At 73.1% G+C, this 22768-nt stretch carries 21 protein-coding genes; 13 read left to right on the top strand and 8 right to left on the bottom strand.

Annotated features, from left to right (window positions below):
- Positions 1-119: 119 nt before the first annotated feature.
- Together B100_RS0127345 and B100_RS0127340 are read right to left on the bottom strand one after the other, a co-directional pair.
- Positions 120-1121: an MASE1 domain-containing protein gene (locus tag B100_RS0127345; RefSeq protein ID WP_024887590.1), complete on the bottom strand. Its 1002-nt coding sequence runs from the start codon at positions 1119-1121 to the stop codon at positions 120-122.
- Positions 1122-1182: 61 nt separating this feature from the next.
- Positions 1183-2013, bottom strand: coding sequence for a PP2C family protein-serine/threonine phosphatase (locus B100_RS0127340; RefSeq protein WP_024887589.1), 831 nt, complete (start codon positions 2011-2013; stop codon positions 1183-1185).
- A 134-nt stretch (positions 2014-2147) separates the two neighbouring features.
- Here B100_RS0127340 and B100_RS0127335 point away from each other — a divergent pair, with 134 nt between their 5' ends.
- The 3 genes from B100_RS0127335 (at position 2148) to B100_RS0127325 (ending at position 7567) form a co-directional block, all read left to right on the top strand.
- On the top strand, positions 2148-2498 hold the full coding sequence (locus tag B100_RS0127335; RefSeq protein ID WP_024887588.1) for a hypothetical protein: 351 nt from the start codon (positions 2148-2150) through the stop codon (positions 2496-2498).
- Between the two features lie 147 nt (positions 2499-2645).
- Entirely contained in the window at positions 2646-5315 is a 2670-nt protein-coding gene (locus B100_RS0127330) for an NPCBM/NEW2 domain-containing protein (RefSeq protein WP_024887587.1), read from the top strand.
- Positions 5316-5515: 200 nt separating this feature from the next.
- Positions 5516-7567 carry a discoidin domain-containing protein gene (locus tag B100_RS0127325; RefSeq protein ID WP_024887586.1) on the top strand — a complete coding sequence of 684 codons (2052 nt, stop codon included), beginning with the start codon at positions 5516-5518 and terminating at the stop codon, positions 7565-7567.
- Positions 7568-7573: 6 nt separating this feature from the next.
- Here B100_RS0127325 and B100_RS0127320 read toward each other — a convergent pair whose 3' ends face one another.
- Both B100_RS0127320 and B100_RS0127315 read right to left on the bottom strand, forming a co-directional pair.
- The gene (locus tag B100_RS0127320) at positions 7574-9142 is read right to left on the bottom strand and encodes a glycerol-3-phosphate dehydrogenase/oxidase (RefSeq protein WP_024887585.1); all 1569 of its coding nucleotides are present in this window, start codon (positions 9140-9142) and stop codon (positions 7574-7576) included.
- Positions 9139-9747, bottom strand: a complete 609-nt coding sequence (locus B100_RS0127315) for a TetR/AcrR family transcriptional regulator (protein WP_078541206.1) — start codon at positions 9745-9747, stop codon at positions 9139-9141. The genes B100_RS0127320 and B100_RS0127315 overlap by 4 nt, the downstream gene beginning before the upstream one ends.
- A gap of 73 nt (positions 9748-9820) precedes the next feature.
- On the opposite strand from B100_RS0127315, the gene B100_RS0127310 reads away from it, so the two are divergent.
- From B100_RS0127310 to B100_RS0127280, 7 genes are all read left to right on the top strand, one after another.
- The gene (locus B100_RS0127310) at positions 9821-11416 is read left to right on the top strand and encodes an FAD-binding oxidoreductase (RefSeq protein WP_024887583.1); all 1596 of its coding nucleotides are present in this window, start codon (positions 9821-9823) and stop codon (positions 11414-11416) included.
- Positions 11417-11510: 94 nt separating this feature from the next.
- The gene (locus B100_RS0127305; protein ID WP_024887582.1) at positions 11511-12392 is read left to right on the top strand and encodes a diacylglycerol/lipid kinase family protein; all 882 of its coding nucleotides are present in this window, start codon (positions 11511-11513) and stop codon (positions 12390-12392) included.
- A 151-nt stretch (positions 12393-12543) separates the two neighbouring features.
- On the top strand, positions 12544-12981 hold the full coding sequence (locus B100_RS0127300) for a Fur family transcriptional regulator (protein WP_024887581.1): 438 nt from the start codon (positions 12544-12546) through the stop codon (positions 12979-12981).
- Between the two features lie 34 nt (positions 12982-13015).
- The gene (gene katG, locus B100_RS0127295) at positions 13016-15247 is read left to right on the top strand and encodes a catalase/peroxidase HPI (protein WP_024887580.1); all 2232 of its coding nucleotides are present in this window, start codon (positions 13016-13018) and stop codon (positions 15245-15247) included.
- 162 nt (positions 15248-15409) lie between these two features.
- Positions 15410-15643, top strand: a complete 234-nt coding sequence (locus B100_RS0127290) for a hypervirulence associated TUDOR domain-containing protein (protein ID WP_024887579.1) — start codon at positions 15410-15412, stop codon at positions 15641-15643.
- A complete protein-coding gene (locus B100_RS0127285) occupies positions 15640-15984 on the top strand; it encodes a DUF3140 domain-containing protein (protein ID WP_199785290.1) in 345 nt (114 codons plus the stop codon). The genes B100_RS0127290 and B100_RS0127285 overlap by 4 nt, the downstream gene beginning before the upstream one ends.
- Before the next feature lie 150 nt (positions 15985-16134).
- Complete coding sequence (locus B100_RS0127280) at positions 16135-16566, top strand: hypothetical protein (RefSeq protein WP_024887577.1); 432 nt, start codon at positions 16135-16137, stop codon at positions 16564-16566.
- A gap of 88 nt (positions 16567-16654) precedes the next feature.
- Here B100_RS0127280 and B100_RS0127275 read toward each other — a convergent pair whose 3' ends face one another.
- A complete protein-coding gene (locus B100_RS0127275; protein ID WP_024887576.1) occupies positions 16655-17077 on the bottom strand; it encodes a DUF350 domain-containing protein in 423 nt (140 codons plus the stop codon).
- A gap of 213 nt (positions 17078-17290) precedes the next feature.
- Between B100_RS0127275 and B100_RS0127270 the strand changes: the two genes are divergently transcribed.
- Positions 17291-17647, top strand: a complete 357-nt coding sequence (locus tag B100_RS0127270) for a hypothetical protein (RefSeq protein WP_024887575.1) — start codon at positions 17291-17293, stop codon at positions 17645-17647.
- Positions 17648-17837: 190 nt separating this feature from the next.
- The gene (locus B100_RS0127265; protein WP_024887574.1) at positions 17838-19088 is read left to right on the top strand and encodes a lectin; all 1251 of its coding nucleotides are present in this window, start codon (positions 17838-17840) and stop codon (positions 19086-19088) included.
- An 84-nt stretch (positions 19089-19172) separates the two neighbouring features.
- Here B100_RS0127265 and B100_RS0127260 read toward each other — a convergent pair whose 3' ends face one another.
- Positions 19173-19910: a D-Ala-D-Ala carboxypeptidase family metallohydrolase gene (locus B100_RS0127260; RefSeq protein ID WP_037723598.1), complete on the bottom strand. Its 738-nt coding sequence runs from the start codon at positions 19908-19910 to the stop codon at positions 19173-19175.
- A gap of 262 nt (positions 19911-20172) precedes the next feature.
- Between B100_RS0127260 and B100_RS0127255 the strand changes: the two genes are divergently transcribed.
- A complete protein-coding gene (locus tag B100_RS0127255; protein WP_024887572.1) occupies positions 20173-20895 on the top strand; it encodes an FAD binding domain-containing protein in 723 nt (240 codons plus the stop codon).
- A 21-nt stretch (positions 20896-20916) separates the two neighbouring features.
- On the opposite strand, the gene B100_RS0127250 is transcribed toward B100_RS0127255, so the two are convergent.
- The gene (locus B100_RS0127250; RefSeq protein WP_024887571.1) at positions 20917-22395 is read right to left on the bottom strand and encodes a glutamate-cysteine ligase family protein; all 1479 of its coding nucleotides are present in this window, start codon (positions 22393-22395) and stop codon (positions 20917-20919) included.
- A gap of 81 nt (positions 22396-22476) precedes the next feature.
- Positions 22477-22695: a hypothetical protein gene (locus tag B100_RS0127245; protein ID WP_024887570.1), complete on the bottom strand. Its 219-nt coding sequence runs from the start codon at positions 22693-22695 to the stop codon at positions 22477-22479.
- Positions 22696-22768: the final 73 nt, after the last annotated feature.

Below are 22768 nucleotides of genomic sequence, written 5' to 3'. Positions count from 1 at the left end.
TGCTGCGCACGCGCCGCGATGCTAGGAACGCCGGCTTCCGGAGACCATGGACGGAGCGGTTGCGTTCATACTGTTCGGCCGCAACGGCTCCGCGCGCGCGACCGGTTCACCTCCGTCGCTCAGCCGGCGCCCGGCCCCTTCTCCCGCGACGCCCGCTCCGGCGGGGGCGCCTCGCCCGCCGTCAGATGCTCCAGCACCTCCACCAGTTCCTGGCAGGCCCGCTCCACCGAACGCCGGGTGTTGTGCTGTTCGGTGATGACCGCCGACAGCAGCAGGGAGGTCAGGGCCGCCGCCGCGTTGAAGGCATGCAGATTGATCATCACCTGTACGTTCGACAGGTGCTCGAAGGGGCCCGTCCGTACGGTCGCCGCGTGGGTGGCCAGCACGGAGGCGAACAGGGCGCACAGGATGCTGCCGGGCAGCTCGAAGCGCAACGCCGCCCAGATCAGCAGCGGGTAGACGGAGAACAGCAGACTGGCCGGGCTGTGCGTGGCGAAGGGCACCAGGGCGGCCGCGATCACCACCAGGCCCAGGGCCTCCTTCCAGCGGGACCAGTGGACCGGGGAGCGTACCCGGGGCAGGAGCAGCAGCACGGGCGCGACGAGCAGCACCCCCATCGCGTCGCCCACCCACCAGGCCAGCCACACCGACCAGAAGTGCCCCGGCGGCAGGTCGCCCGTGCCGACGAGCAGCGCGGTGCCGATGGACGAGCTGACGAGCATGGCGGTGAAGGCGCCGAGGAACACCAGGCCGACGCAGTCCCTCAATCGGCTGAGGTCGGTACGGAACCCCAGCCTGCGCAGCAGCAGGTAGGCGCACACCGGCGCCGCGGTGTTGCCGAACAGCACCCCCAGCGACGACCACTGCGGCGTGCCGCTCAGGTGGACGAGCACCAGCAGCGCGCCCAGGGTGATCCCCGGCCAGCAGTGCGGTCCGAGGAGCAGCAGGGAGGCGACGGCGATCCCGGTCGGCGGCCAGATGGGGGAGACCACCGAGCCGTCGACGGTCAGGTCGTACAGCAGCCCCAGCCGCGCGCCGGCGTAGTAGACGGCGGCGACGGCCGACGTCTGGAGCACGAGCACGAGGACGGCCGGTGTACGGAGATCCTGGCGAGCCACCACACCTGCCATCAGACACCGGGGCGGCCACGGCGGCGAGGCGGCAGGCACAGGACTGTCGGCCCTATGGCTGACCGTCCAGCCGGTCGTGCCCGATCACCAGGACCGCCGCGTCGTCGTCGTGCCCCACCTCCTCCGCCCCCTTGATCACGGCGGCGGCCAGCGCGTCCGCGTCCATGCGGGCGACCGCCGCCACGCCCGCGAGCCGCGCGACCTGGTCCAGACCCTCGTCGAGGTGCATCGACGGGCCCTCCACGACCCCGTCGGTGACCATCACGAACACCCCGCCGGAGTCGAGCCGGTGCCGGGTCACCGGGAAGACCGCCCCGGACTGGACGCCCAGCGGCGGACCGCCCTCGTCCTCGATGACGCCGGAGCGCCCGTCCGCGGTGGCCCATACACAGGGCAGGTGACCGGCGCGGGCGCTCTCCAGCAGCCGCGTCCGCGGGTCGAGCCGCAGGAAGGTGCAGGTGGCGAAGAGGTCCGGGCTCAGGGTCAGCAGCAGCTCGTTGGTCCGGGCGAGCAGTTCGCCCGGATCGCTGTCGACGGAGGCGAGCGCCCGCAGTCCGACCCGGATCTGCCCCATGAAGGCCGCCGCCTCGATGTTGTGCCCCTGGACGTCCCCGATGGACAGGCCGATCCGCCCGTCGGGCACGGTGAAGGCGTCGTACCAGTCGCCGCCCACGTTGAGTCCCTGGTTGGCGGGCACGTACCGCACCGCGAGGCGCACCCCGTCGGCGGTGGGCAACCCCCTGGGCAGCATCCCGCGCTGCAGCGCGACGGCCAGCTCGACCCGGGAGCGCTGCACCTCCGCCTGCGCCCGTGCCTGAGCCGTCAGCGTGCCGAGCCGGGTCAGCAGCTTGTCGCCGTGGTCCTTGGAGCCGGTGCGGGACATGGATCACTCACTCGGGCGAGGACACTCACACTCGGGGTCCGCCCCCGGGAGGGGCAAACCGCATGAAAGGTACATTCACCAGGATGATAGGCAGAACGCGTTTGGCCGGGCCAGTCCGTGTCAAGGCTGGCGGCATGGAGCAGCGCGAGATCATGCAGCGAGGCGTCGGCATTCTCACCGAGGCCCTGGAGATGCGGCGCCGGCTGCGGGCCGACCCGACCGCCGACGTGACCGCCGGCAGTGCCGTCGCCGGGCTGCTGGAGGAGATGCTTCCGCGGATCCAGCTCCCGTCCGACGCGAGTGCGCGTGAGGTGGCGGAGATCGTCACCGCGAAGCTCGGACCCGCCATCGTGCAGATCACCTCCGCGCTCACCTTCGCCTTCGTCCAGCTCGCCGAGGTCCACGACGAGGGCCGCACCGACGTCTCCTCCGCCGACGTCCTGCGCTCCATCTCGCTGCACTACGAGGGCGGCGGGGAGTCCTGAGCCGCCCGTCGCCGCCGTGAGGGGAGCCCAACCTGCCTGTGAAGGGCGGTGGTTGAGGAGCCGGTGAGCGGGAAGGGATGACCCGGAACCAAGAACGACAACGATGTCACCTCTTGGACGGAGGCCCCCGTGCCCAGATCGTCGCGCATGTCGCCAGGCGGCCCGCGCCGGACGCTCCTCCCCGCTCTCCTCACCCTGCTCCTCTCCGCCGCGCTCGCCCTGGCCGCCCTCACCGCGCCGGCCCACGCCGCCGGACCGGGCGGCAGCTGGACCGTGCACGAGCCCGGCGGTTCCCGGGACGCCGTCACGGCCGTCGTCCGCCTCGACCCCGAGGACGGCACCCTCACGCTGACCGTCCGCAAGGGCGCCACCACGGTGCTCGAACCGTCCCCGCTCGGCATCGTCACCTCCGCCGCCGACCTCACCTCCGGTCTCAGGCCCGTCTCCCGGCACACCCGCCAGGTGACCGAGCGGTACTCCATGACCACCGGCAAACAGCTGCGCCGCACCGCGCACATGACGGAGACCCGGTTCACCTTCGCCGGACGCGGCGGCGCCCGCCTGGGGCTGGTGGTCCGGGTCGCCGACGACGGCGTCGCCTACCGCTACGTCCTGCCCGGCAGCGGCACGGTCACCGTCGAAGGGGAGGCGTCGGCCTTCCGGCTGCCCGGCTCCGCGCAGGCCTGGCTCACGCCGTACTCGCCCAACTACGAGCGCCTCTACGCCCCGGCCACAGCGGCCGACGCGGACTCCGGCACCTACGCCTACCCGTCGCTGTTCCAGGTCGGGGACACCTACGCCCTGCTCACCGAGTCGGACGTCGACGGGCGGTACGACGCGAGCCGCCTGGCCCACACGCGGGGCGACGGCACGTACGAGGTGCGGCTCGCCGACCCCGCCGTGACCTCCGAAGGACCGCTGGCCACCCCCTGGCGCACGGCCGTCGTCGGCGACCTCGCCACCGTCACCGAGTCCACCCTGGTCGACGACCTCGCCCCGCCCTCGCGCATCGCGGACACTGCCTGGATCCGGCCGGGCGCGGTCGCCTGGTCCTGGCTGGACGGCTTCGGCGCCGCCCAGCGCAGCCTTGCCGCCCAGCAGCGCTTCGTCGACCTCAGTGCGGCCCGCGGCTGGCCGTACACCCTGGTGGACGACGGCTGGAAGACCACCGACTGGATGCCCGAACTCATCGCCTACGCACGCGAGCGGGGCGTCCAGGTCCTGCTGTGGGTGCACTACAGCGACCTGGACACGGCGGCCGAGCGCGCGGAGTTCCTGCCCCGGGTGAAGAGGTGGGGCGCGGCCGGACTGAAGATCGACTTCATGGACTCCGACTCCCAGGAGCGCTTCCGCTGGTACGACGACATCCTCCGGGACACCGCCCGGCATCGGCTGCTCGTCAACTTCCACGGCGCGACGCTGCCCAAGGGCATCCAGCGGACCTGGCCGCATGTGATGACCCTGGAGGCGGTTTACGGCGCCGAGCAGGGCACCGTCCCCGCCGCGGGGCTGACGGCGCTGCCGTACACCCGGAACGCGGTCGGCTCGATGGACTACACGCCCATGGGGTTCCAGTTCGGCACCCGCACCGTCTCCGACGCCGCCGAACTCGCCCTGTCGGTGGTCTACGAGTCCGGGTTCCAGAACTTCGCCGGGTCGGTCACCGCCTACCGGGACCGCCCGGAGCTCACCCGCTTCCTGGAACAGGTGCCGACGGTCTGGCACGAGACGCGGCTGCTGTCCGGCCGGCCGGGCGAGAGCGCGACGTTCGCCCGACGCCACGGCGACCGCTGGTTCCTGGGCGCCGTCCACGCCGGAGCGGCCGGCACGGACCGGGTGCCGCTGGACTTCCTCGGCGGCGGACGCTGGCTGGCGGAGGTCGTCCGGGACGGCGAGGGCGGGGGACTGCTGCGTGAACGGCATGTCGTCACCCGCCGGGACACCCTGGAGGTGCCCACGGCCGAGCACGGCGGCTTCGCCGGGCAGGTCTGCCGGTACGTTCCCGGCCGCGACACCTGCGACCGTGCGGTGACCCGGCTGCCGATGACGGCGCTCACCGCGGGCCCGGCCCGCACCGAGGCGGACCCGGGCGGGTCCGCCGGCGTCACCGGACGGTTCACGGTGGAGGGCACCGGTCCGGCCACGGACGTGCGGCTGTCGCTGCGCGCCCCCGACGGCTGGACCGTCGACGGCGCCGACCCCACGGCCGCCGAACTGGCCACGGGGGAGGGGCTGTCGGCCGACTGGACCGTGCGGGTGCCGCAGGACGTGCGCCCCGGCGGGTACGACCTCGCCGTGCGCGTGGAGTACCGCGCCCCTGGCCGGCCGGGCTCCGGTGTGCTGCGGGTGGAGCGCCCGGTCCGGGTGTTCGTGCCGGAGCCGGGGGCCGTCTACGTGAGCGACCTGCCGTTCGCCGCCGAGCGCAACGGCTGGGGGCCCGTCGAGCGGGACATGTCCAACGGTGAGCGGGACCCGGGCGACGGGGGACCGCTGCGGCTCGGGGACACGGTCTACGACAAGGGGATCGGGATGCACGCGGCCGGGGAGGTCGTCGTCGAACTCGGCGGCGGGTACGGGCGGTTCACGGCCGACGTGGGCGTCGACGACGAGGTCGGCGGCAAGGGCACCGTCGCCTTCGAGGTGGTCGGCGACGGCACGACCCTGCTGGCCACCGAGGTGCTCGGCGGCGGGGACCCGGCCCGCCACGTCGACGTGGACGTCACCGGCGTACGGCGGCTGACCCTGCGCGTCCTGGACGGCGGGGACGGCGTCGACTCCGACCACGCGGACTGGGCGGACGCACGGCTCATGTCGTAACGGCAGGCCGGTGCGGCGGGGCGGGGACCACGGACGGACGGCCGGTGGGCCCCGCCCCGCTCATGAACTGCCGCGCCGCCGGTCGGTGTTCCGCGCGGATCAGGTGTGCGCGGGTACTTGACGGCTTACGCGCCGGTGGCGATTCTCGCCGAAGGGGATTGCACAGGTCATGACAACTCCGTCGACGGAGGGACCCGCCGGTGACCACCTCTCGTGCAGGACGACGCCTCGGGGTCGTGACGCTGCTCCTTCTCGTCCTGGCCGCCGCCCTCACCCCCACGGCCGGCGCCGCCGCCGACGGCGCCTGGTGGGACCCGGTCGCCCGGCCCGCACCGGATTCGGAGATCGGCGTCACCGGCGAGCCGTTCAGGGGAACCGACTCCGCCGGACGGGTGCGCGGCTTCGTCGACGCGCACAACCACATCATGTCCAACGAGGCCTTCGGCGGCCGCCTCATCTGCGGCAAGGCGTTCTCCGAGAAGGGCATCGCCGACGCCCTGAAGGACTGCCCCGAGCACTACCCCGACGGCTCCCTCGCCGTCTTCGACTTCATCACGGGCGGAGGCGACGGCCGTCACGACCCGGACGGCTGGCCCACCTTCGCCGACTGGCCCGCCCACGACTCGCTGACCCACCAGCAGAACTACTACGCCTGGATCGAGCGCGCCTGGCGCGGCGGGCAGCGCGTGCTGGTGAACGACCTCGTCACCAACGGAGTGATCTGCTCCGTCTACTTCTTCAAGGACCGCGGCTGCGACGAGATGACCTCCATCCGGCTCCAGGCCCACCTCACCTACCGGATGCAGGATTACGTCGACGCCCTGTACGGCGGACCGGGCAAGGGATGGTTCCGCATCGTCACCGACAGCGCCAAGGCTCGCGAGGTGATCGAGCAGGGCAAGCTCGCCGTCGTCCTCGGCGTCGAGACGTCCGAACCCTTCGGCTGCAAGCAGGTCCTGGACGTCGCGCAGTGCGACAGGGCCGACATCGACGCCGGACTGGACGAGCTGTACGCGCTCGGCGTCCGCAGCATGTTCCTGTGCCACAAGTTCGACAACGCGCTGTGCGGCGTCCGCTTCGACTCCGGCGCGCTCGGCACGGCCATCAACGTCGGGCAGTTCCTGTCCACCGGCACCTTCTGGCGCACCGAACCGTGCACGGGCCCGCAGCACGACAACCCCATCGGCCTCGCCTCCGCCCCCGGCGCCGAGCAGCGCCTCCCGGCGGGCGTGGAGGTGCCGTCGTACGACGCCGACGCGCGGTGCAACGTGCGAGGGCTGACCGAGCTCGGCGAGTACGCCGTACGGGGCATGATGCGGCGCGGCATGATGCTCGAGATCGACCACATGAGCGTCAAGGCCGCCGGCCGGGTGCTGGACCTCTTCGAGGCCGAGGCGTACGCCGGTGTCCTCTCCTCGCACAGCTGGATGGACCTCGACTGGACCGAACGGGTCTACCGGCTGGGCGGGTTCACCGCGCAGTACATGAACGGCTCCGAGCAGTTCGTCGCCGAGGCCGGGCGCACCGAACACCTCCGGGACACCTATGGCGTCGGCTACGGCTACGGCACGGACATGAACGGTGTCGGCGGCTGGCCCGCCCCGCGCGGCGCGGACGCGCCGAACCCGGTCACCTACCCCTACCGCAGCGCCGACGGCGGCTCCGTGCTCGACCGGCAGACCACCGGCCGGCGCACCTGGGACCTCAACACCGACGGAGCCGCGCACTACGGGCTCGTCCCCGACTGGATCGAGGACATCCGGCGCGTCGGCGGACAGGACGTGGTCGACGACCTCTTCCGGGGTGCCGAGTCCTACCTCGGCACCTGGGGCGCCACCGAACGGCACCGCCCGTCGGAGAACCTGGCCCGGGGCGCCGGCGCCACGGCGTCCTCCGCCGAGTGGAACCCGTTCACCAGCTATGCGCCCGCACGGGCCGTGGACGGCGACCGGGGCACCCGCTGGGCCGCCGACTGGAGCGACGACCAGTGGCTCCGCCTCGACCTCGGCGCCACGCGGCGGATCGGCCGCGTCACCCTGGACTGGGAACGCGCCTACGCGGCGGCGTACCGGGTCGAGGTGTCGCCCGACGGCACGAACTGGCGCACCGTCTGGTCCACGACCGCGGGCGACGGAGGGCTCGACACGGCCGTGTTCACGCCCGGCGACGCCCGCCACGTCCGCGTCGTCGGCACCGAACGAGGGACGCGGTGGGGCTACTCGCTGTACGAGGTCACCGTCCACGCGCGCTGACCGGCGTCACCCCTGCCGCGCCGCCGCCTCGTCGAGCAGCGTGCGCACCGCGTCCCGTGCGGCGGCCCGGTCGGCGGGGACGAGGCCGATGCGGGTGCGGCGGTCCAGGACGTCCGCCTCGTCGAGGGCTCCCTCGTGCCGTACGGCCCACAGGAGTTCGGCGCCGGTGGCCGGATGTCCGGGGAGCACCGGCTCGGCCAGCCGCGGGTCGCGCGCGGCGAGCGCCCGCACGGCCGGTGCCTCGGCGCCGTAGAGGCGGACGAGCCGGCGGGGCAGGGGCAGGGCGGCCAGGACGTGCGGTGCGGCGGCGCCCACCAGGGGAAGGGCCGCCGTGGGGGAGGGGCCCGCGGTCAGCCCGCGGAGGCGGACGGCCGCGTCGACGGCGTCCTCGGCCATCCGACGGTAGGTCGTGAGCTTGCCGCCCACGACGGTGACGACGCCCTCCGAGGAGGTGAGCACCGCGTGCCGGCGGGAGAGGTCGGCCGTCCTCGCCCCGGCGCCCGGGCGGTCCCCGGCGGTGTCCAGCAGGGGACGCAGTCCGGCGAAGGCGCCCACCACGTCGGCACGGTGGACCGGGACGTGCAGCACGGAGCACAGGACGTCGAGGAGGAACCCGATGTCGGTCTCCGGGGCCTCGGCGACGTCAGGGATGTCACCGGTCACGGGCTCGTCGGTGAGCCCCACGTAGACCCGGCCGTCGTCCTGGGGGAGGACGAGCACGAAGCGGTTGGTCTCCCCGGGGACCGGGATGTGCAGGCCCGCGGTGAGGGCGCCCAGGCTGTCGGGCCGCAGGACGAGATGGGTGCCGCGGGAGGGCCGGATCCGTACGCCGTCGACGAGGCCGCCCGCCCAGACCCCGGCGGCGTTGATCACCGCCCGGGCGCGGATCTCGCCCTCCTCGCCGGTCAGTTCGTCCCGGACCCTGGCCCCCGTCGAGGCCAGCTCCAGTGCCCGGACCCGGGTGAGGACGCGGGCGCCGCGCGCGGCGGCCGTGCGGGCCAGGGCGGTCACCAGCCGGGCGTCGTCGGTGAGCCGCCCGTCCCACGACAGCAGCCCGCCGCGCAGGCCGTTCCGCCGGAGGGCGGGCGCGAGGTGCCGGGTCTCCACCGCGCTGAGGCGGCGCGGCGCGGGCAGGGTGGCCCGGGCCGTGCGGGCGGCCAGGCGCAGCGTGTCACCGGCGTGGAACCCGGCCCGCGCCAGGGCCGCCTGGCCGCGCGAGACCAGCGGGGTAAGGGGCAGCACGAACGGCTGGGGGTGCACGAGGTGGGGCGCGGTGCGCTCCATCAGCACCCCGCGTTCCACCGCGCTCTCGTGGGCCACGTCGAGCCGCCCGGAGGCCAGGTAGCGCAGCCCGCCGTGGACCAGCTTGCTGCTGAAGCGGGAGGTGCCGAAGGCCAGGTCGTGGGCGTCGATCGCGACCACCCGCAGACCGCGCGCCGCGGCGTCCAGGGCGGCGCCCGCGCCCGTGACGCCGAGGCCGACGACCAGCACGTCGACCGGCGCACCGTCCACGGTGTCGGTCAGCTCACGGGCGCGGCGGGCGGCGGACAGGGACGAACCGCTGAGGGGGGTCATGGCGTGAGGGTCCTCTCCAGGACGGAGCGCAGCTCGCCGAGGAACGCCTCGGCCGAAAGTTCGGGGTCGTCCTCGTCGGTCATGGTCCGCAGGGACAGGGTGAAGGACTGCACGATCAGCAGCACCGCACGGGCCTGGCGTTCGACGTGCGCGGTGCGCACCGAGCCGTCGGCGTGCCCCTCACGCAGCACCCCGGCCAGCAGCTCCAGCAGCGCCTCCTGGCTCGCCCCGCGGCGGTCCAGTACGTAGGGGAGGAGCAGTTCGGGGTCGACGTCGAGGATCTTCCGGAACAGCGGGTGGGCCACGAAGTCCCGTACGGCGTCCACGAGTCCCTGGGTGAGCAGCTCCCGCGCGGACACGTCGGGTCTGCGCTCGGGCATGGCCCCGGTGGCCACGGCGATCCACTCCCGGGTCATCAGGTCGCCGACCAGGGAGCGCACGTCGGGCCAGCGCCGGTAGAGCGTCATGCGGGAGACACCGGCGCGGCGGGCCACGTCGGTGAGCGTGGTGCGGCGGACCCCGACGGCCAGTACGCAGTCGCGCACCGCGTCCAGCACCGCGTCGTTGTCCGAACCTGCTGAGCCGTTGTGACGAATAGGCGTCATGTGTCACAGTGTAACGCCAGGTGAGGCCGTCGGTCGACGGCACCGCACTTCCCGACCGGTGAGGACGACAGTCATGGACATGCTGTGGAGCGGCTGGGGCGACCCGGCGCAGGCGGCCCCGCTGCCGGACTCGGTGATCGGCCTGTTGCGCGATCTGCTCGGCGTCAAGCCGCACGAGGCCGCACCCGTCGCCCTCGACGACCTGACCGTCCCCGCGAGTCCCCTCGCGCCCGCCGCGCACCGCGCACTGGCCGCCGCGCTGGGCGACGAGGCCCACGTCCGCACCGACGCCGAGACCCGTGTCCGGCACACCCGCGGCAAGTCCACCCCCGACCTGCTGCGCATCCGCGGCGGCGACCTCGCCGCCGCCCTGCCCGCCGCCGTCCTGCTGCCCGCCACGCACGAGGAGGTGCTGGCCGTGCTCCGCCTGTGCGGCGAACTCGGCCTGGCCGCCGTCCCGTTCGGCGGGGGCACCTCCGTCGTCGGCGGCCTCGCCCCGCAGGCGCACGGCACCTTCGTCGCCCTCGACCTGCGCCGCATGAACCGGCTGCTCGACCTCGACCCGGTCTCCCGCACCGCCACCCTGCAGCCCGGCCTGAAGGGCCCCGAGGCGGAGGCGCTGCTCGCCGGACACGGCTTCACCCTCGGCCACTTCCCGCAGTCCTACGAGTGGGCCACCGTCGGCGGCTTCGCCGCCACCCGCTCCAGCGGCCAGGCCTCCGCCGGCTACGGCCGCTTCGACGAGATGGTGCTGTCCCTCACCCTGGCCACCCCCGAAGGCACCCTCGACACCGGCCGCGCCCCCCGCTCCGCCGCCGGACCCGACCTGCGCCAGCTCGTCCTCGGCTCCGAGGGCGCCTTCGGCGTCATCACCTCCGTGACCGTACGCGTCCGCCCCGCGCCGCGGACCCGCCTCTACGAGGGCTGGAGCTTCCCCACCTTCGACGCGGGAGCCGCCGCCCTGCGCCGGCTCGCCCAGGACGGCCCCCGGCCCACCGTGCTGCGCCTGTCCGACGAGACCGAGACCCTCGTCGGCCTCGCCAACCCCGAGGCGATCGGCTCCGGCGACCCGCAGGCCACCGGCTGCACCGCCGTCGCCGGCTACGAGGGCACCGAGGAGGACACCGCCCACCGGCGCGAGCGGGCCGCCGCCGTCCTGCGGGAGTGCGGCGGCACGCCCCTCGGAGAGGAGCCGGGCCGGCGCTGGGCCCACGGCCGCTACGCGGCGCCGTACCTGCGGGACGCGCTGCTCGACGCCGGAGCCTTCGCGGAGACGCTGGAGACCGCGGCCTTCTGGTCCCGGCTCCCCGGGCTGTACGCCGCCGTGCGCGACGCGCTCACCGTCACCCTCACCGGGGCCGGCACCCCGCCGCTGGTCATGTGCCACATCTCCCACGTCTACGAGAACGGCGCCTCGCTGTACTTCACCGTGGTGTCCGCACAGGGCGAGGACCCCGTGGCGCACTGGACCCGCGCCAAGCACGCGGCGAACGAGGCGATCCTCGCCGCCGGCGGCACCATCAGCCACCACCACGGAGTCGGCACCGACCACCGCGACTGGTACCTCCGCGAGGCCGGCCCGCTGGGCGTCGACGCGCTGCGCGCCGTGAAGCGGCGGCTGGACCCGGCCGGCGTGCTCAGCCCCGGCGTCCTGCTGCCCGCCGACTGACCGGCGCAGCCCCTCCCGGGCCGCCGTGCCGGTCACCGCGCCCCGCTCAGGTCCCCGTACGTCCCCGTCCCGTCGGCCGCCCGGAGGCACCCCGATGCGCCACTTCACCGCCGTCGTCAACCCCACCGCGGGCGCGGCCGGTTCCGCGGCCGCGCTGCTCGCCGTCGCCCGGCTTCTGCGCGAGGCGGGCGCGGAGCTGGTGACCGAGTACAGCCGCAGCCTGGCCCACGCCCGCGAACTCGCCCTCGCCGCCGGGCGGGAGGGGCGCGTCGTCCTGGCCGTCGGCGGGGACGGCATGGCGGGCGGCGTCGCCGGCGCCCTCAGCGGGACCGGGGCGACCCTCGGCCTGGTGCCCGCGGGCCGGGGCAACGACTTCGCCCGGGCGCTGGGCCTCCCCGGGGACCCCGAGGCGCTGGCCCACGTCCTGCTGCACGCCGAGCCCCGCCCGGTCGACACCGTCGAGGTCCGCTCGGCCGTGCACGACCGCACCGTCGTGCTCGGCAGCGTCTACGCGGGGGTCGACGCCCTCGCCAACCGCCATGCCAACCGCTCCCGGCTGCTGCGGGGTTCGGCGTCCTACTACGCGGGCGGCCTGCGGGCCGTCACCACCTGGCGCCCGGCCCGCTACCGGGTCACCGTCGACGGCGAGGTGCACGCCCACACCGGCTACACCGTGGTCGCCGCGAACTCCGGCACCTACGGATCCGGCCGTCTCATCGCCCCGGACGCCCGTGTGGACGACGGCCTGCTGGACGTCGTCATGATCCGGGAGGCACCCCGGTGGCTGTTCTTCACCCTGATGAACGAGCTGCGGACCGGAGCCCACGTCCACCGGCCCCAGGTACGCATCCTGCGCGGCCGGGAGATCCGCATCGAGGCGGACCGGGCCGTCCCCTACGGCACGGACGGGGAGGTCGACGCCGTCCTGCCGGTCACGGCGACGGTCCTGCCGGGCGCGCTGAACGTCCTGTACTGATCCGCGCCGGGACGTCTTCGGGCAGGTGAGAGGTACCGCCGGCGGTGATCGGTGCGCAACCCGGGAGCCACCGTCCGTTACCGGACACGCCCCAAGAATGGATCCGTTCGTTCTCTGGAATTGTTCGCGTCTCCGGCGGTAGGTTCGGCGCATGACCGCATCCCGGCCGTCGACCACCGCCGAGGAGTTGCGCGGTGCGGGGCTCCGCGTCACGGCAGCCCGCGTGGCGCTCCTCGACACCGTCCGCCAGGGCGGTCACCTCGGCGTCGAGACCGTCGCCACAGAGGTGCGCCGGCGCATAGGGCATGTGTCCCTGCAGGCGGTGTACGAGGGACTGAACGCGCTGAGCGCCGCGGGCCTGGTGCGGCGCGTCGCACCGGCGGGTGGCGCCGCCCTCTACGAGGGACGCGTCGGGGACAACCACCACCACCTGGTGTGCCGTACCTGCGGCGCCGTGGCCGACGTCGACTGCGCGGTCGGCGAGGCACCCTGCCTGACCGCGTCCGACGGTCACGGCTTCGCGATCGACGAGGCCGAAGTCGTCTACTGGGGCCTGTGCCCCGGATGTTCCACCTCCCGCAGTGCCTGAACTGCGCGAACCTTTTTCGCCCGGAAGGACTCCCATGACCGAGAACCATGACGCGATCGTCACCGAACCCAAGGCGGAGGGGACCGGCGGCTGCCCGGTCGCGCACGGTCGCGCCTCGCACCCCACCCAGGGCGGCGGCAACCGTCAGTGGTGGCCGGACCGCCTCAACCTGAAGATCCTCGCGAAGAACCCGGCGGTGGCGAACCCGCTCGGTGAGGACTTCGACTACGCGGCGGCGTTCCAGTCCCTCGACCTGCCGGCGGTGAAGCGGGACATCGCCGAGGTCCTCACCACCTCGCAGGACTGGTGGCCCGCCGACTTCGGCCACTACGGCCCGCTCGTCGTCCGCATGGCCTGGCACAGCGCCGGCACCTACCGCATCAGCGACGGCCGCGGCGGCGCCGGCGCCGGCCAGCAGCGCTTCGCCCCGCTCAACAGCTGGCCGGACAACGCCAACCTGGACAAGGCCCGCCGCCTGCTGTGGCCGGTGAAGAAGAAGTACGGCCAGAGCCTGTCCTGGGCCGACCTGATGATCCTCGCGGGCAACGTCGCCCTGGAGACGATGGGCTTCGAGACCTTCGGCTTCGCCGGCGGCCGCGAGGACGTCTGGGAGCCGGAGGAGGACGTCTACTGGGGTCCCGAGACCACCTGGCTGGGTGACGAGCGCTACACCGGCGACCGCGAGCTGGAGAACCCGCTCGGCGCCGTCCAGATGGGCCTCATCTACGTCAACCCCGAGGGGCCCAACGGCAATCCGGACCCGATCGCCGCGGCCCGCGACATCCGTGAGACGTTCCGCCGGATGGCGATGAACGACGAGGAGACCGTCGCCCTGATCGCCGGCGGCCACACCTTCGGCAAGACCCACGGCGCCGGCCCCGCCGACCACGTCGGCGACGACCCCGAGGCCGCTTCGTTCGAGGAGCAGGGCCTCGGCTGGAAGAACACCTTCGGCACCGGCAAGGGCGGCGACGCCATCACCAGCGGTCTCGAGGTGACCTGGACGCCCACGCCGACCCAGTGGGACAACAGCTTCTTCGAGATCCTCTTCGGTTACGAGTGGGAGCTCTTCAAGAGCCCGGCCGGCGCCAACCAGTGGCGGCCGAAGGACAACGGCGGCGCCGGCACCGTCCCGGACGCCCACGACCCGTCGAAGAAGCACCAGCCGACGATGCTGACGACGGACCTGTCGCTGCGCTTCGACCCCGTCTACGGCGAGATCTCGCGGCGCTTCCTGGAGAACCCGGACCAGTTCGCGGACGCCTTCGCCCGCGCCTGGTACAAGCTCACCCACCGTGACATGGGCCCGAAGTCCCTCTACCTCGGCCCCGAGGTGCCGGAGGAGACGCTGCTGTGGCAGGACCCGCTGCCGGAGCGGACGTACGAGCTGATCGACGCCGCCGACGTCGCCGTCCTCAAGGAGCGCGTCCTCGCCTCCGGCCTGTCGGTGTCCGACCTGGTGTCGGCGGCGTGGGCGTCGGCCTCCTCCTTCCGCGGCAGCGACAAGCGCGGCGGCGCCAACGGCGGCCGCATCCGCCTGGAGCCGCAGCGCGGCTGGGAGGCCAACGACCCCGACCGCCTCGCCGGTGTGATCCGCACCCTGGAGGGCGTCCAGGAGGCCTTCAACGCCGAGCAGGCCGGCGGCAAGCAGGTCTCCTTCGCCGACCTGGTCGTGCTCGGCGGTGTCGCCGCCGTGGAGAAGGCCGCCAAGGACGCGGGCCACGAGGTCGAGGTGCCCTTCACGCCGGGCCGCGTGGACGCGACGCAGGAGCAGACGGACGTCGAGTCGTTCGCCGCGCTCGAGCCGACCGCCGACGGCTTCCGCAACTACCAGGGCAAGGGCAACCGGCTGCCGGCCGAGTACCTGCTGCTCGACAAGGCCAACCTGCTCGGCCTGAGCGCCCCCGAGCTGACGGTGCTCGTCGGCGGCCTGAGGGCCCTCGGCGCCACGCACCAGCAGTCCGCCCAGGGCGTGCTCACCGCGACGCCGGGCGTCCTCACCAACGACTTCTTCGTCAACCTGCTCGACATGGGCACGGCCTGGAAGTCGACGTCCGAGGACCAGTCCGCCTTCGAGGGCAGCGACGCGGTCACCGGCGAGGTGAAGTGGACCGGCTCCCGCGCCGACCTGGTGTTCGGCTCGAACTCCGAGCTGCGCGCCCTGGCCGAGGTCTACGCGAGTGACGACGCCGAGGCGAAGTTCGTCCGGGACTTCGTCACGGCGTGGGACAAGGTCATGAACCTCGACCGGTTCGACCTCGTCTGACCCGTACGGCCCGTCCGGTCTCTCGGGCGCGCCGATCCACCGTACGGGCCGGCCCCCATGTGGGGCCGGCCCGGACGGCTGTTCCCGTCCCGAGATGCGCGCGGACGCCGCTGCCAGCAGGGTGGAAAGCGGCCCACGGTCGACACGGAGGAGGCGCGGGGCATGGCGAAGGACGGCAAGAAGTCCGGGAAGGACCTGCACGAGGGTGACCACGTCGCCTGGAGCAGCCACGGCAGCGAGACGACGGGCGAGGTCGAGAAGAAGATCACCGAGCGGACCGAGGCGGCGGGACGCACCGTCGCGGCCTCCGAGGAGGAGCCGCAGTACGAGGTGCGCAGCGACAAGTCCGGGAAGTCCGCGGTGCACAAGCCGTCCGCGCTCAAGAAGAAGAAGTGAGTGCCGTGGCAGCGGAGGACGAGGAGACCTGGAAAGAGTTCCGGGAGCTGGTCAACATGAAGCCGGCCGACCTGGAGAAGTGGCTGGGGACGGACGACTCGCGCGCCGCCGGTCAGCACAAGGACGGCGGCGAGTCGACCGGGCACGCCTCGGGGCGGCGCATCGTGGAGATCCTGCGCGCCAAGCGCGGCGACCTCTCCGAGGACGACTACGCCCATATGCGCAAGGTCGTCGGCTACATCCACCGCCATCTCGCCCAGCGGCCGTCCGGTGACGTCACCGACACGCGCTGGCGCCATTCGCTGATGAACTGGGGCCATGACCCCCTTGTCGACACCTGATCGCATCGGCATGTCGACAAAGCGACGGGGAACGACCGAAAAGCTTCGCCCGTTGTCGGTGTGAGGCTGCACAATGATCAGAAAAGGAGATCAACTCCGGCGCGGTGCTGGGTAGACGGTCTCGTGTCCGGCTCCGGAAAGGTCCTGTTGATGCTTGCCACCCTCGACCGTTCGAACGCCCTCGTCGACCTGCCGACCGTCCGCCGACGGCGCGCCCGGGCGGCCGCCGCCCCGGCCACGACCGGCGTGCCCTCGCCGTCGGGCACGACGGCCGACGTGCTGCGCGTCATCGCCGACCCGCGCACCCCGACGTACGTCACGGTGTTCGCCAACGGCCGCCGCCGGTTCAGCTATTGGCGCCCGATCGACCCGGCCACCGGTACGGGTGGCTGCTATGCCGCGCTGCCCACCGCCGAGTGCGACGAACTGCAGGCCGCCGGCCGCATCACGCTCGGCGAGCCGGTCGTGGACCCCAACCGCACGACGTACCGGGTCCGTGCCGCCACCCGCGTCCCGCAGGCGCCCGCCCGCGCCGCGGCGCCGGAGCGGCGCCGGATGCCCGAGCGCCGCCGCGTGGCCTGACGGCCCGTCCGGCCGGACCTGGGTGCGCGGCGCCGGAAGACCTGGCGTACGCGCACCCTCGACGTGCCGTCAGGCTTTCGACGTGCCGTCAGGCTATGGAGGCCGAAATGACGGCGGAGACCGCGATGTTGCAGGAGGCGGTCACCCAGACCGCCGGGTGGGGCTCGACCTCCACCAGCGTGGCGCCCAGCCGCCCCGGGGTGATCAGGTCGACCACGAAGAAGGCCACCGCCATCATCAGCAGCCCCAGCACGCCGAACACCGCCGTGGACACCAGGCCCTTGCCGAAGTCGTCGTAGGTGGTCCAGATCGAGGTGAACACGATCATGCCGATGCCGAGCAGCGAGGAGCTCAGCACCACGGCGGCGTTGCGGTTGCGCTCCTGCCAGATCTGCCGGCCGAGCTTGCCGGGCAGCAGTACGTCGACCAGGAAGATGCCGAGGACCAGCAGGACCAGGCCCAGTGCGCCGTAGGCGGTGGCCCGGCCGAGTCCGTTGACGATGTCGCTCATAGGTGTGCCGGCTCCGTAGCGTGAGGGATCGTGAATGATCGCGGTCAAGGGCGTGCAAAATCTAGCGCACCCGCCCGCCCCGCCGGACGGCCCGCCCGTCGTCCGTCGTCCGTCGGCGGAATGTCGTGTGAGCTCCGTTCCCGACCCGGTGTCATGCGCGGCCACTTACGGGGCATCAGATGTCCATCGGACAGGCCGTGAAGGAGCGTCGCCATGACCAGGGGCAGTCGGGTTCTCACCGTGATGTACGTCGCCGTCGCTCTCTGGCTCGCCTTCTGCACCGTGCGCACCTGGGGGACCGTGCCCGCCTGGACCACCGTGGCCATGGCCGCCGCCTCCCTCGCCCCCGTCCTGGGTGTGGTGCGGGAGACCGTCATCGCCGACGAACGCCGGGCCGTCGCCGTGCTGCGTGAGCGGGAGGGCCGCCGGGCCGCCTGGCGCGACGCCGCCGTCGCGGCCCTCGCCCGGGCCGAGGTCGAGATGGCGTGCTGCGAGCGCTGGTGGACGTCGTGCGCCACCGAGCACGATCCCGCCTGCGCCGACCGGACCTCGTGGGGCACCACGGCCTGACCGCCCCCGCCGCCCCACGGCTCACTCCCACCCCGCGCGGATCACCACGCCCACGTTGTGAATTCCTGGTCCGTACCAAGGGGTTGACGGCCGCTTATCTCACATCTTGAATCAAGTGGTTGAACCTTCACCCCCCACCACCACGTCCGGCGCCCCCGTCCCCACGGGCCGCCGTACGGAAGGGAGAGCCATGTCCTCTCCGCGCACGCGCCGCAGATGGCTGGTCGCAGCTCTGTCCGCCGCACTCCTCGCCACGGGCGTGGCCGGTACGACCGCGCAGGCCGAACCGGCCCGGACGCCCGCCGCGGCCGACGTCTCCGCGGCGGCCGTCGCCTTCTCCGACACCTTCGACGGGCCCGCCGGCGCCGCGGTCGACTCCTCGAAGTGGCAGATCGAGACGGGCGACAACGTCAACAACCACGAACGGCAGTTCTACACGTCCGGCAACAAGAACGCGGCGCTGGACGGCCAGGGCCACCTGGTCATCACCGCACGCAAGGAGAACCCGGCCAACTACCAGTGCTGGTACGGCACCTGTCAGTACACCTCGGCCCGGCTCAACACCTCCGGCAAGTTCACCGCGCAGTACGGGCACGTCGAGGCACGCATGAAGGTCCCGCGCGGGCAGGGCATGTGGCCCGCGTTCTGGATGCTCGGCACCCCGGTCAACTGGCCCGACTCGGGCGAGATCGACATCATGGAGAACGTCGGCTTCGAGCCGTCCACGGTGCACGGCACCCTCCACGGACCCGGCTACTTCGGGTCCGGCGGCATCGGCGCCGGCTACACGCTGCCCGGCGGGCGGGCCTTCGCGGACGACTTCCACACCTTCGCCGTCGACTGGGCACCGGACCGCATCACCTGGTCCGTGGACGGCAACGTCTACCAGACCCGCACGCCCGCCGATCTCGGCGGCCGGCAGTGGGTGTTCAACAGGCCGTACTTCCTGATCCTCAACCTGGCGGTCGGCGGCTACTGGCCCGGCGACCCGGACGGCTCCACCGTCTTCCCGCAGCAACTGGTCGTCGACCACGTCACGGTGACGACGAGCGACACGCCGGTCGGCGGCGCGATCCGGGGCCTCGCCGGCAAGTGCGTGGACGTCGCCGGGGCCGCCACCGCCGACGGCACCCCCGTCCAGCTCTACGACTGCAACGGCACCTCCGCGCAGCGCTGGACGGTCGCTTCGGACGGGACGATCCGCGCCCTCGGCAAGTGCCTGGACGTGGCCTCGGGCGGCACGGCCGACGGCACACCGGTCCAGCTGTGGGACTGCAACGGCACCGCGGCCCAGCGGTGGGTGGTCACCGGAGCCCGCGACATCGTCAACCCCCAGGCCGACAAGTGCCTGGACGTGACCGGCAACAACTCCGCCAACGGCACCCGGCTGCAGATCTGGACCTGTGGCGGCACCGCCAACCAGAAGTGGACCGTGGGCTGACGGCGTAGGGCTTCACGAAAGGCGGAGGGGGGTCCCGACGGCCGGCGTCGGGACCCCTCTGCGTTCCCATGCGTCCCGCGGACCTCAGATGCCGCAGGTCGGGGCCGACCAGTAGCGGCTGCCGCGGTGGTCGACGTGCGTGTGGTCGTCGTGGCCCGGGTAGCCGGGGCCGAGGATGCCGTTGAAGCCGTGGTTGCGGGCCTGCTTGGCCAGGGTGCACAGGGAGTGCGATCCCACGCCGAGGTCGGCGGCGTCGCCGTACAGATGGCGGCTGTTGCTCGCGCCGCCCACCGCGCTGTTGCAGGACTGGGAGCGGAAGCCGCTGGTGACCCGGATCGGCTGGTCTCCGAGCGCGTGCCGCAGCGCCTCCAGCTTCCACATGGTGCGCAGGGCGTTCGCCTTGGCGGTCGCCGCGCCGACCGCGCCGCCCGACCAGGTCGAGTTGCAGCGGTTCAGCTCCGCGTAGTCGAAGTGCACCGGGGTGCAGTCGTCGTCCTGGAGGGCGTAGAGCTTGCTGAAGGTGTTGGGGCCGGCCACGCCGTCGGAGGTCAGGCCGTAGGCGGACTGGAAGCGCTTGAGCGCCGCGGTGGTCGCGGGCCCGAACTGGCCGTCGACGGCCAGCACGGCGCCGTAGCCGGGATAGCCGCTCAGCCGGATCTGCAGCTGGGTGACGTCGGCGCCCGAGGCGCCCTGGGACAAGGTGCGGTTCCAGGTGTAGCAGCCGTCGGCGTGCGCGGTCCCGGCCGTGGCCAGGGAACCCGCCGCCAAGCCAGCAATGAGCATGACAACAGAGAGCACGAGTCTCAGCGCGCGTGTGAACATGCGGTCTCCGCTTCCGGTACGAGAGATCGGGGGTGGGCCACGAGCCGTGTGACGCGCGTCAACCATGGGGCAAACACCCGGCCGGGCGCAAGGTCACCCGCACCGGAGCACACCGCCGACGCGTGAGCCCTGTACGCGCCCCCGGTCCGCTGCGGAGAATGCGGTGCCGGTCCACCGTGCCCGCGATGTGCCCTTACCCCGAAGTGCCGTAGTACTGCCCGCTCCTGTCGCACCCTTTCCCGAGGAAAGCAGGTCGATCACCGTGCTGTTACGTCTGCCCACGTCCCTGTCCGAAGCCCGGCGGTGTCTGGCCGAGGGAGCGGTGCCCGTCGGCGGGGCCACCCTCGTGTGGGCCCAGTGGCAGCGCGACGGCTTCCCCGAGCAGGCGCTGTCCCTGCGCCGGCTTCCCGAGGCCAACGTGGTGGACGGTGAGGCCCTCGGCGCGGCCGTGCTGCTGCACCAGGTGGACGACCGGGTGCCGGAGACGCTGCGCCGGGCCGCCGCCTCCATAGGCACCGGGGCGGTGCGCCGGACGGCCACCGTCGGCGGCAACATCGTGGGCAGCACACTGCGCTGTCTGCTGCCCCCGGCGCTCGTCCTGGACGCCCGCGCGACCGTCCTGGACCGCGACGGCACCTACGAGGCCGATCTCGCGGAGGTCGTGGCGAAGCGCCCCCTGATGCTGGCCATCCGCTGGCGCCGGCCACTGACCAGCGCCTACCACAAGGCGCCAGGTGACGTGGGCGGACCGCCGCCGCTCGTCGTCGCCACGGCCGTGCACGCCGAACAGGACGGCGGGCGCCGGCTGTTCGTCGCCGTGCGGGACGGCGACGAGGTCGTCAGCGGGAGCGTGGCCGCCGGGACGGACCCCGCTCGGACGCTGGACGCCCTGGACGGGACGGCCCTCGGCGGCCTCCCGCGGACGGCCCGGGAGGCGGTGCGCCGGGAGGTGACGGGCGCCCTGGAGCGCCCCGCCGCCGGCTGACGGGACCACCGGTCCCACCGGTCACTCCACGGGCCAGGTGTGGACGGGGGCGTTGAGATGCATGTAGTCGATGTACTGCTGCGTCATGCGGCGCAGCGCCTCGTGCCGCCCGCAGTGCGCCGTCGCGTCGATGTGGTGGAACATCTCCTTCTGCCACACCGCGCCGTTGCGTCCCGTCACACAGCGCTGCTCGATGATGCCGAGCAGCGGCTCCCGCCATGCGTCGTCCATGCCGGACAGCTCCAGACCCCGGTGCGCCAGCGGCAGCAGACGCCGCAGCACCAGCTCGGCCGCCGGGACCTCGCCCATCCCGGGCCAGTACAGCCGTGCGTCGATGCCGTACCGCGCGGCCGTCCGCAGGTTGTCCTCCGCGGCGGAGAAGGACATCCGCGACCACACCGGCCGCTCCTCCTCCACCAGGCCCCGGGTGAGGCCGTAGTAGAAGGCGCCGTTGGCGAGCGTGTCGGCGACGGTCGGCCCCGCCGGCAGCACCCGGTTCTCCACCCGCACGTGCGGCTTGTCGCGGGTGACGGCGTACACCGGCCGGTTCCAGCGGTAGATGGTGCCGTTGTGCAGCGTCAGCTCCCCGAGATCGGGGATGTCGCCGCGCAGCAGGGTCTCGGCGGGGTCCTGGTCGTCGCACAGGGGGAGCAGGGCAGGGAAGTAGAGCAGGTTCTCCTCGAAGAGGTCGAAGACACTGGTGATCCACCGCTCCCCGAACCACACCCGTGGCCGCACCCCCTGCACCTTGATCTCCTCGGGGCGGGTGTCCGTGGCCTGCTCGAACAGCGGGATGCGGGTCTCGTGCCACAGCTCCTTGCCGAACAGGAAGGGCGAGTTCGCCGCGAGCGCCACCTGCACCCCGGCGATCGCCTGCGCCGCGTTCCAGTAGTCGGCGAACTGGTCCGGGTCGACCTGGAGGTGGAACTGCGTGCTCGTGCACGCGGCCTCCGGCGTGATCGTGTCCGCGTAGGTCCGCAGCCGGTCGATGCCGGTCACCTCGATGTGCAGGTCCTCCCCGCGCGCCGCGAAGATCTGGTCGTTCAGCAGCCGGTAGCGCGGGTTCTCCGACAGCGCCCCCTCGCCGACGTCCTCGTGGCGCAGCGTGGGGAGGATGCCCGTCATGATCAGATGCGTGCCGATCGACCGGGCGCGCTGCTCCGCGTGGTTCAGGGCGGAGCGGATCTCGCCCTCCCAGGCGTCGGGGCCGCCCTCGGTGAGCCGGCGGGGCGCGATGTTGATCTCGAGGTTGAACCGTCCCAGCTCCGTGTCCCAGGCCGGGTCCGCGATGGCCTCGAGCGCGTCGGTGTTGCGCATGGCGGGTTCGGCGCGGTCGTCGACCAGGTTCAGCTCGATCTCCAGCCCCACCTGGGGCCGCTCGGCCTCGAAACGCGACTCGCTCAGCATCTGCGCCAGCGCGTCGAGGCACTCCTGCATCTTGATCCGGTAGCGGCGGCGGTCCTCGCGGGTGAAGGTGAGCGCCGGGACGTCCCGTCCCATCGGTCTCCCTCCAGGATGCTCGTCCTCGGAACCTGACCACCCCAGCGTCGCACCGGTACGCGCCCGCGACCACGCGAGTCGTCAGCGCGTGGGTCCTTCCGCCAGGAAGCGCGCCAGGCCGTCCAGCAGCATGGTGCCGCCCCGCTCGGCCGCGTCGCGCTCCTCCACGGTGTCGCAGGTCTGCCGGAGCCCGGTGCGGGTCCGCGGTCCGTCCTCGCCGAGCTCCGTGGCCGGCGTCCCGGGCTCGTCCCCGCCGGCGACGTCCATGCCGAGGAGCAGCAGGCGCGGAGCCACCCGCACGACGCGCCGCGTACTCGGCCGGACCTGCGAGGACGGTTGAATCGGCTCGCGGAGCGGGGGGTACCCGCCAGGT

It is taken from the genome of Streptomyces sp. CNH189 (assembly GCF_000527195.1).
Note: the sequence above shows the minus strand (reverse complement) of the source record. Positions and strands in the feature narration are given on the sequence as shown.

Coding starts and splice junctions, on each gene's coding strand:
- B100_RS0127340 (WP_024887589.1), bottom strand. CDS start 2,013: ATGTCCCGCACCGGCTCCAAGGACCACGGCGACAAGCTGCTGACCCGG.
- katG (WP_024887580.1), top strand. CDS start 13,016: ATGACCGAGAACCATGACGCGATCGTCACCGAACCCAAGGCGGAGGGG.
- B100_RS0127265 (WP_024887574.1), top strand. CDS start 17,838: ATGTCCTCTCCGCGCACGCGCCGCAGATGGCTGGTCGCAGCTCTGTCC.
- B100_RS0127260 (WP_037723598.1), bottom strand. CDS start 19,910: ATGTTCACACGCGCGCTGAGACTCGTGCTCTCTGTTGTCATGCTCATT.
- B100_RS0127280 (WP_024887577.1), top strand. CDS start 16,135: ATGCTTGCCACCCTCGACCGTTCGAACGCCCTCGTCGACCTGCCGACC.
- B100_RS0127305 (WP_024887582.1), top strand. CDS start 11,511: ATGCGCCACTTCACCGCCGTCGTCAACCCCACCGCGGGCGCGGCCGGT.
- B100_RS0127275 (WP_024887576.1), bottom strand. CDS start 17,077: ATGAGCGACATCGTCAACGGACTCGGCCGGGCCACCGCCTACGGCGCA.
- B100_RS0127250 (WP_024887571.1), bottom strand. CDS start 22,395: ATGGGACGGGACGTCCCGGCGCTCACCTTCACCCGCGAGGACCGCCGC.
- B100_RS0127290 (WP_024887579.1), top strand. CDS start 15,410: ATGGCGAAGGACGGCAAGAAGTCCGGGAAGGACCTGCACGAGGGTGAC.
- B100_RS0127270 (WP_024887575.1), top strand. CDS start 17,291: ATGACCAGGGGCAGTCGGGTTCTCACCGTGATGTACGTCGCCGTCGCT.
- B100_RS0127300 (WP_024887581.1), top strand. CDS start 12,544: ATGACCGCATCCCGGCCGTCGACCACCGCCGAGGAGTTGCGCGGTGCG.
- B100_RS0127330 (WP_024887587.1), top strand. CDS start 2,646: ATGTCGCCAGGCGGCCCGCGCCGGACGCTCCTCCCCGCTCTCCTCACC.
- B100_RS0127315 (WP_078541206.1), bottom strand. CDS start 9,747: ATGACGCCTATTCGTCACAACGGCTCAGCAGGTTCGGACAACGACGCG.
- B100_RS0127335 (WP_024887588.1), top strand. CDS start 2,148: ATGGAGCAGCGCGAGATCATGCAGCGAGGCGTCGGCATTCTCACCGAG.
- B100_RS0127310 (WP_024887583.1), top strand. CDS start 9,821: ATGGACATGCTGTGGAGCGGCTGGGGCGACCCGGCGCAGGCGGCCCCG.
- B100_RS0127320 (WP_024887585.1), bottom strand. CDS start 9,142: ATGACCCCCCTCAGCGGTTCGTCCCTGTCCGCCGCCCGCCGCGCCCGT.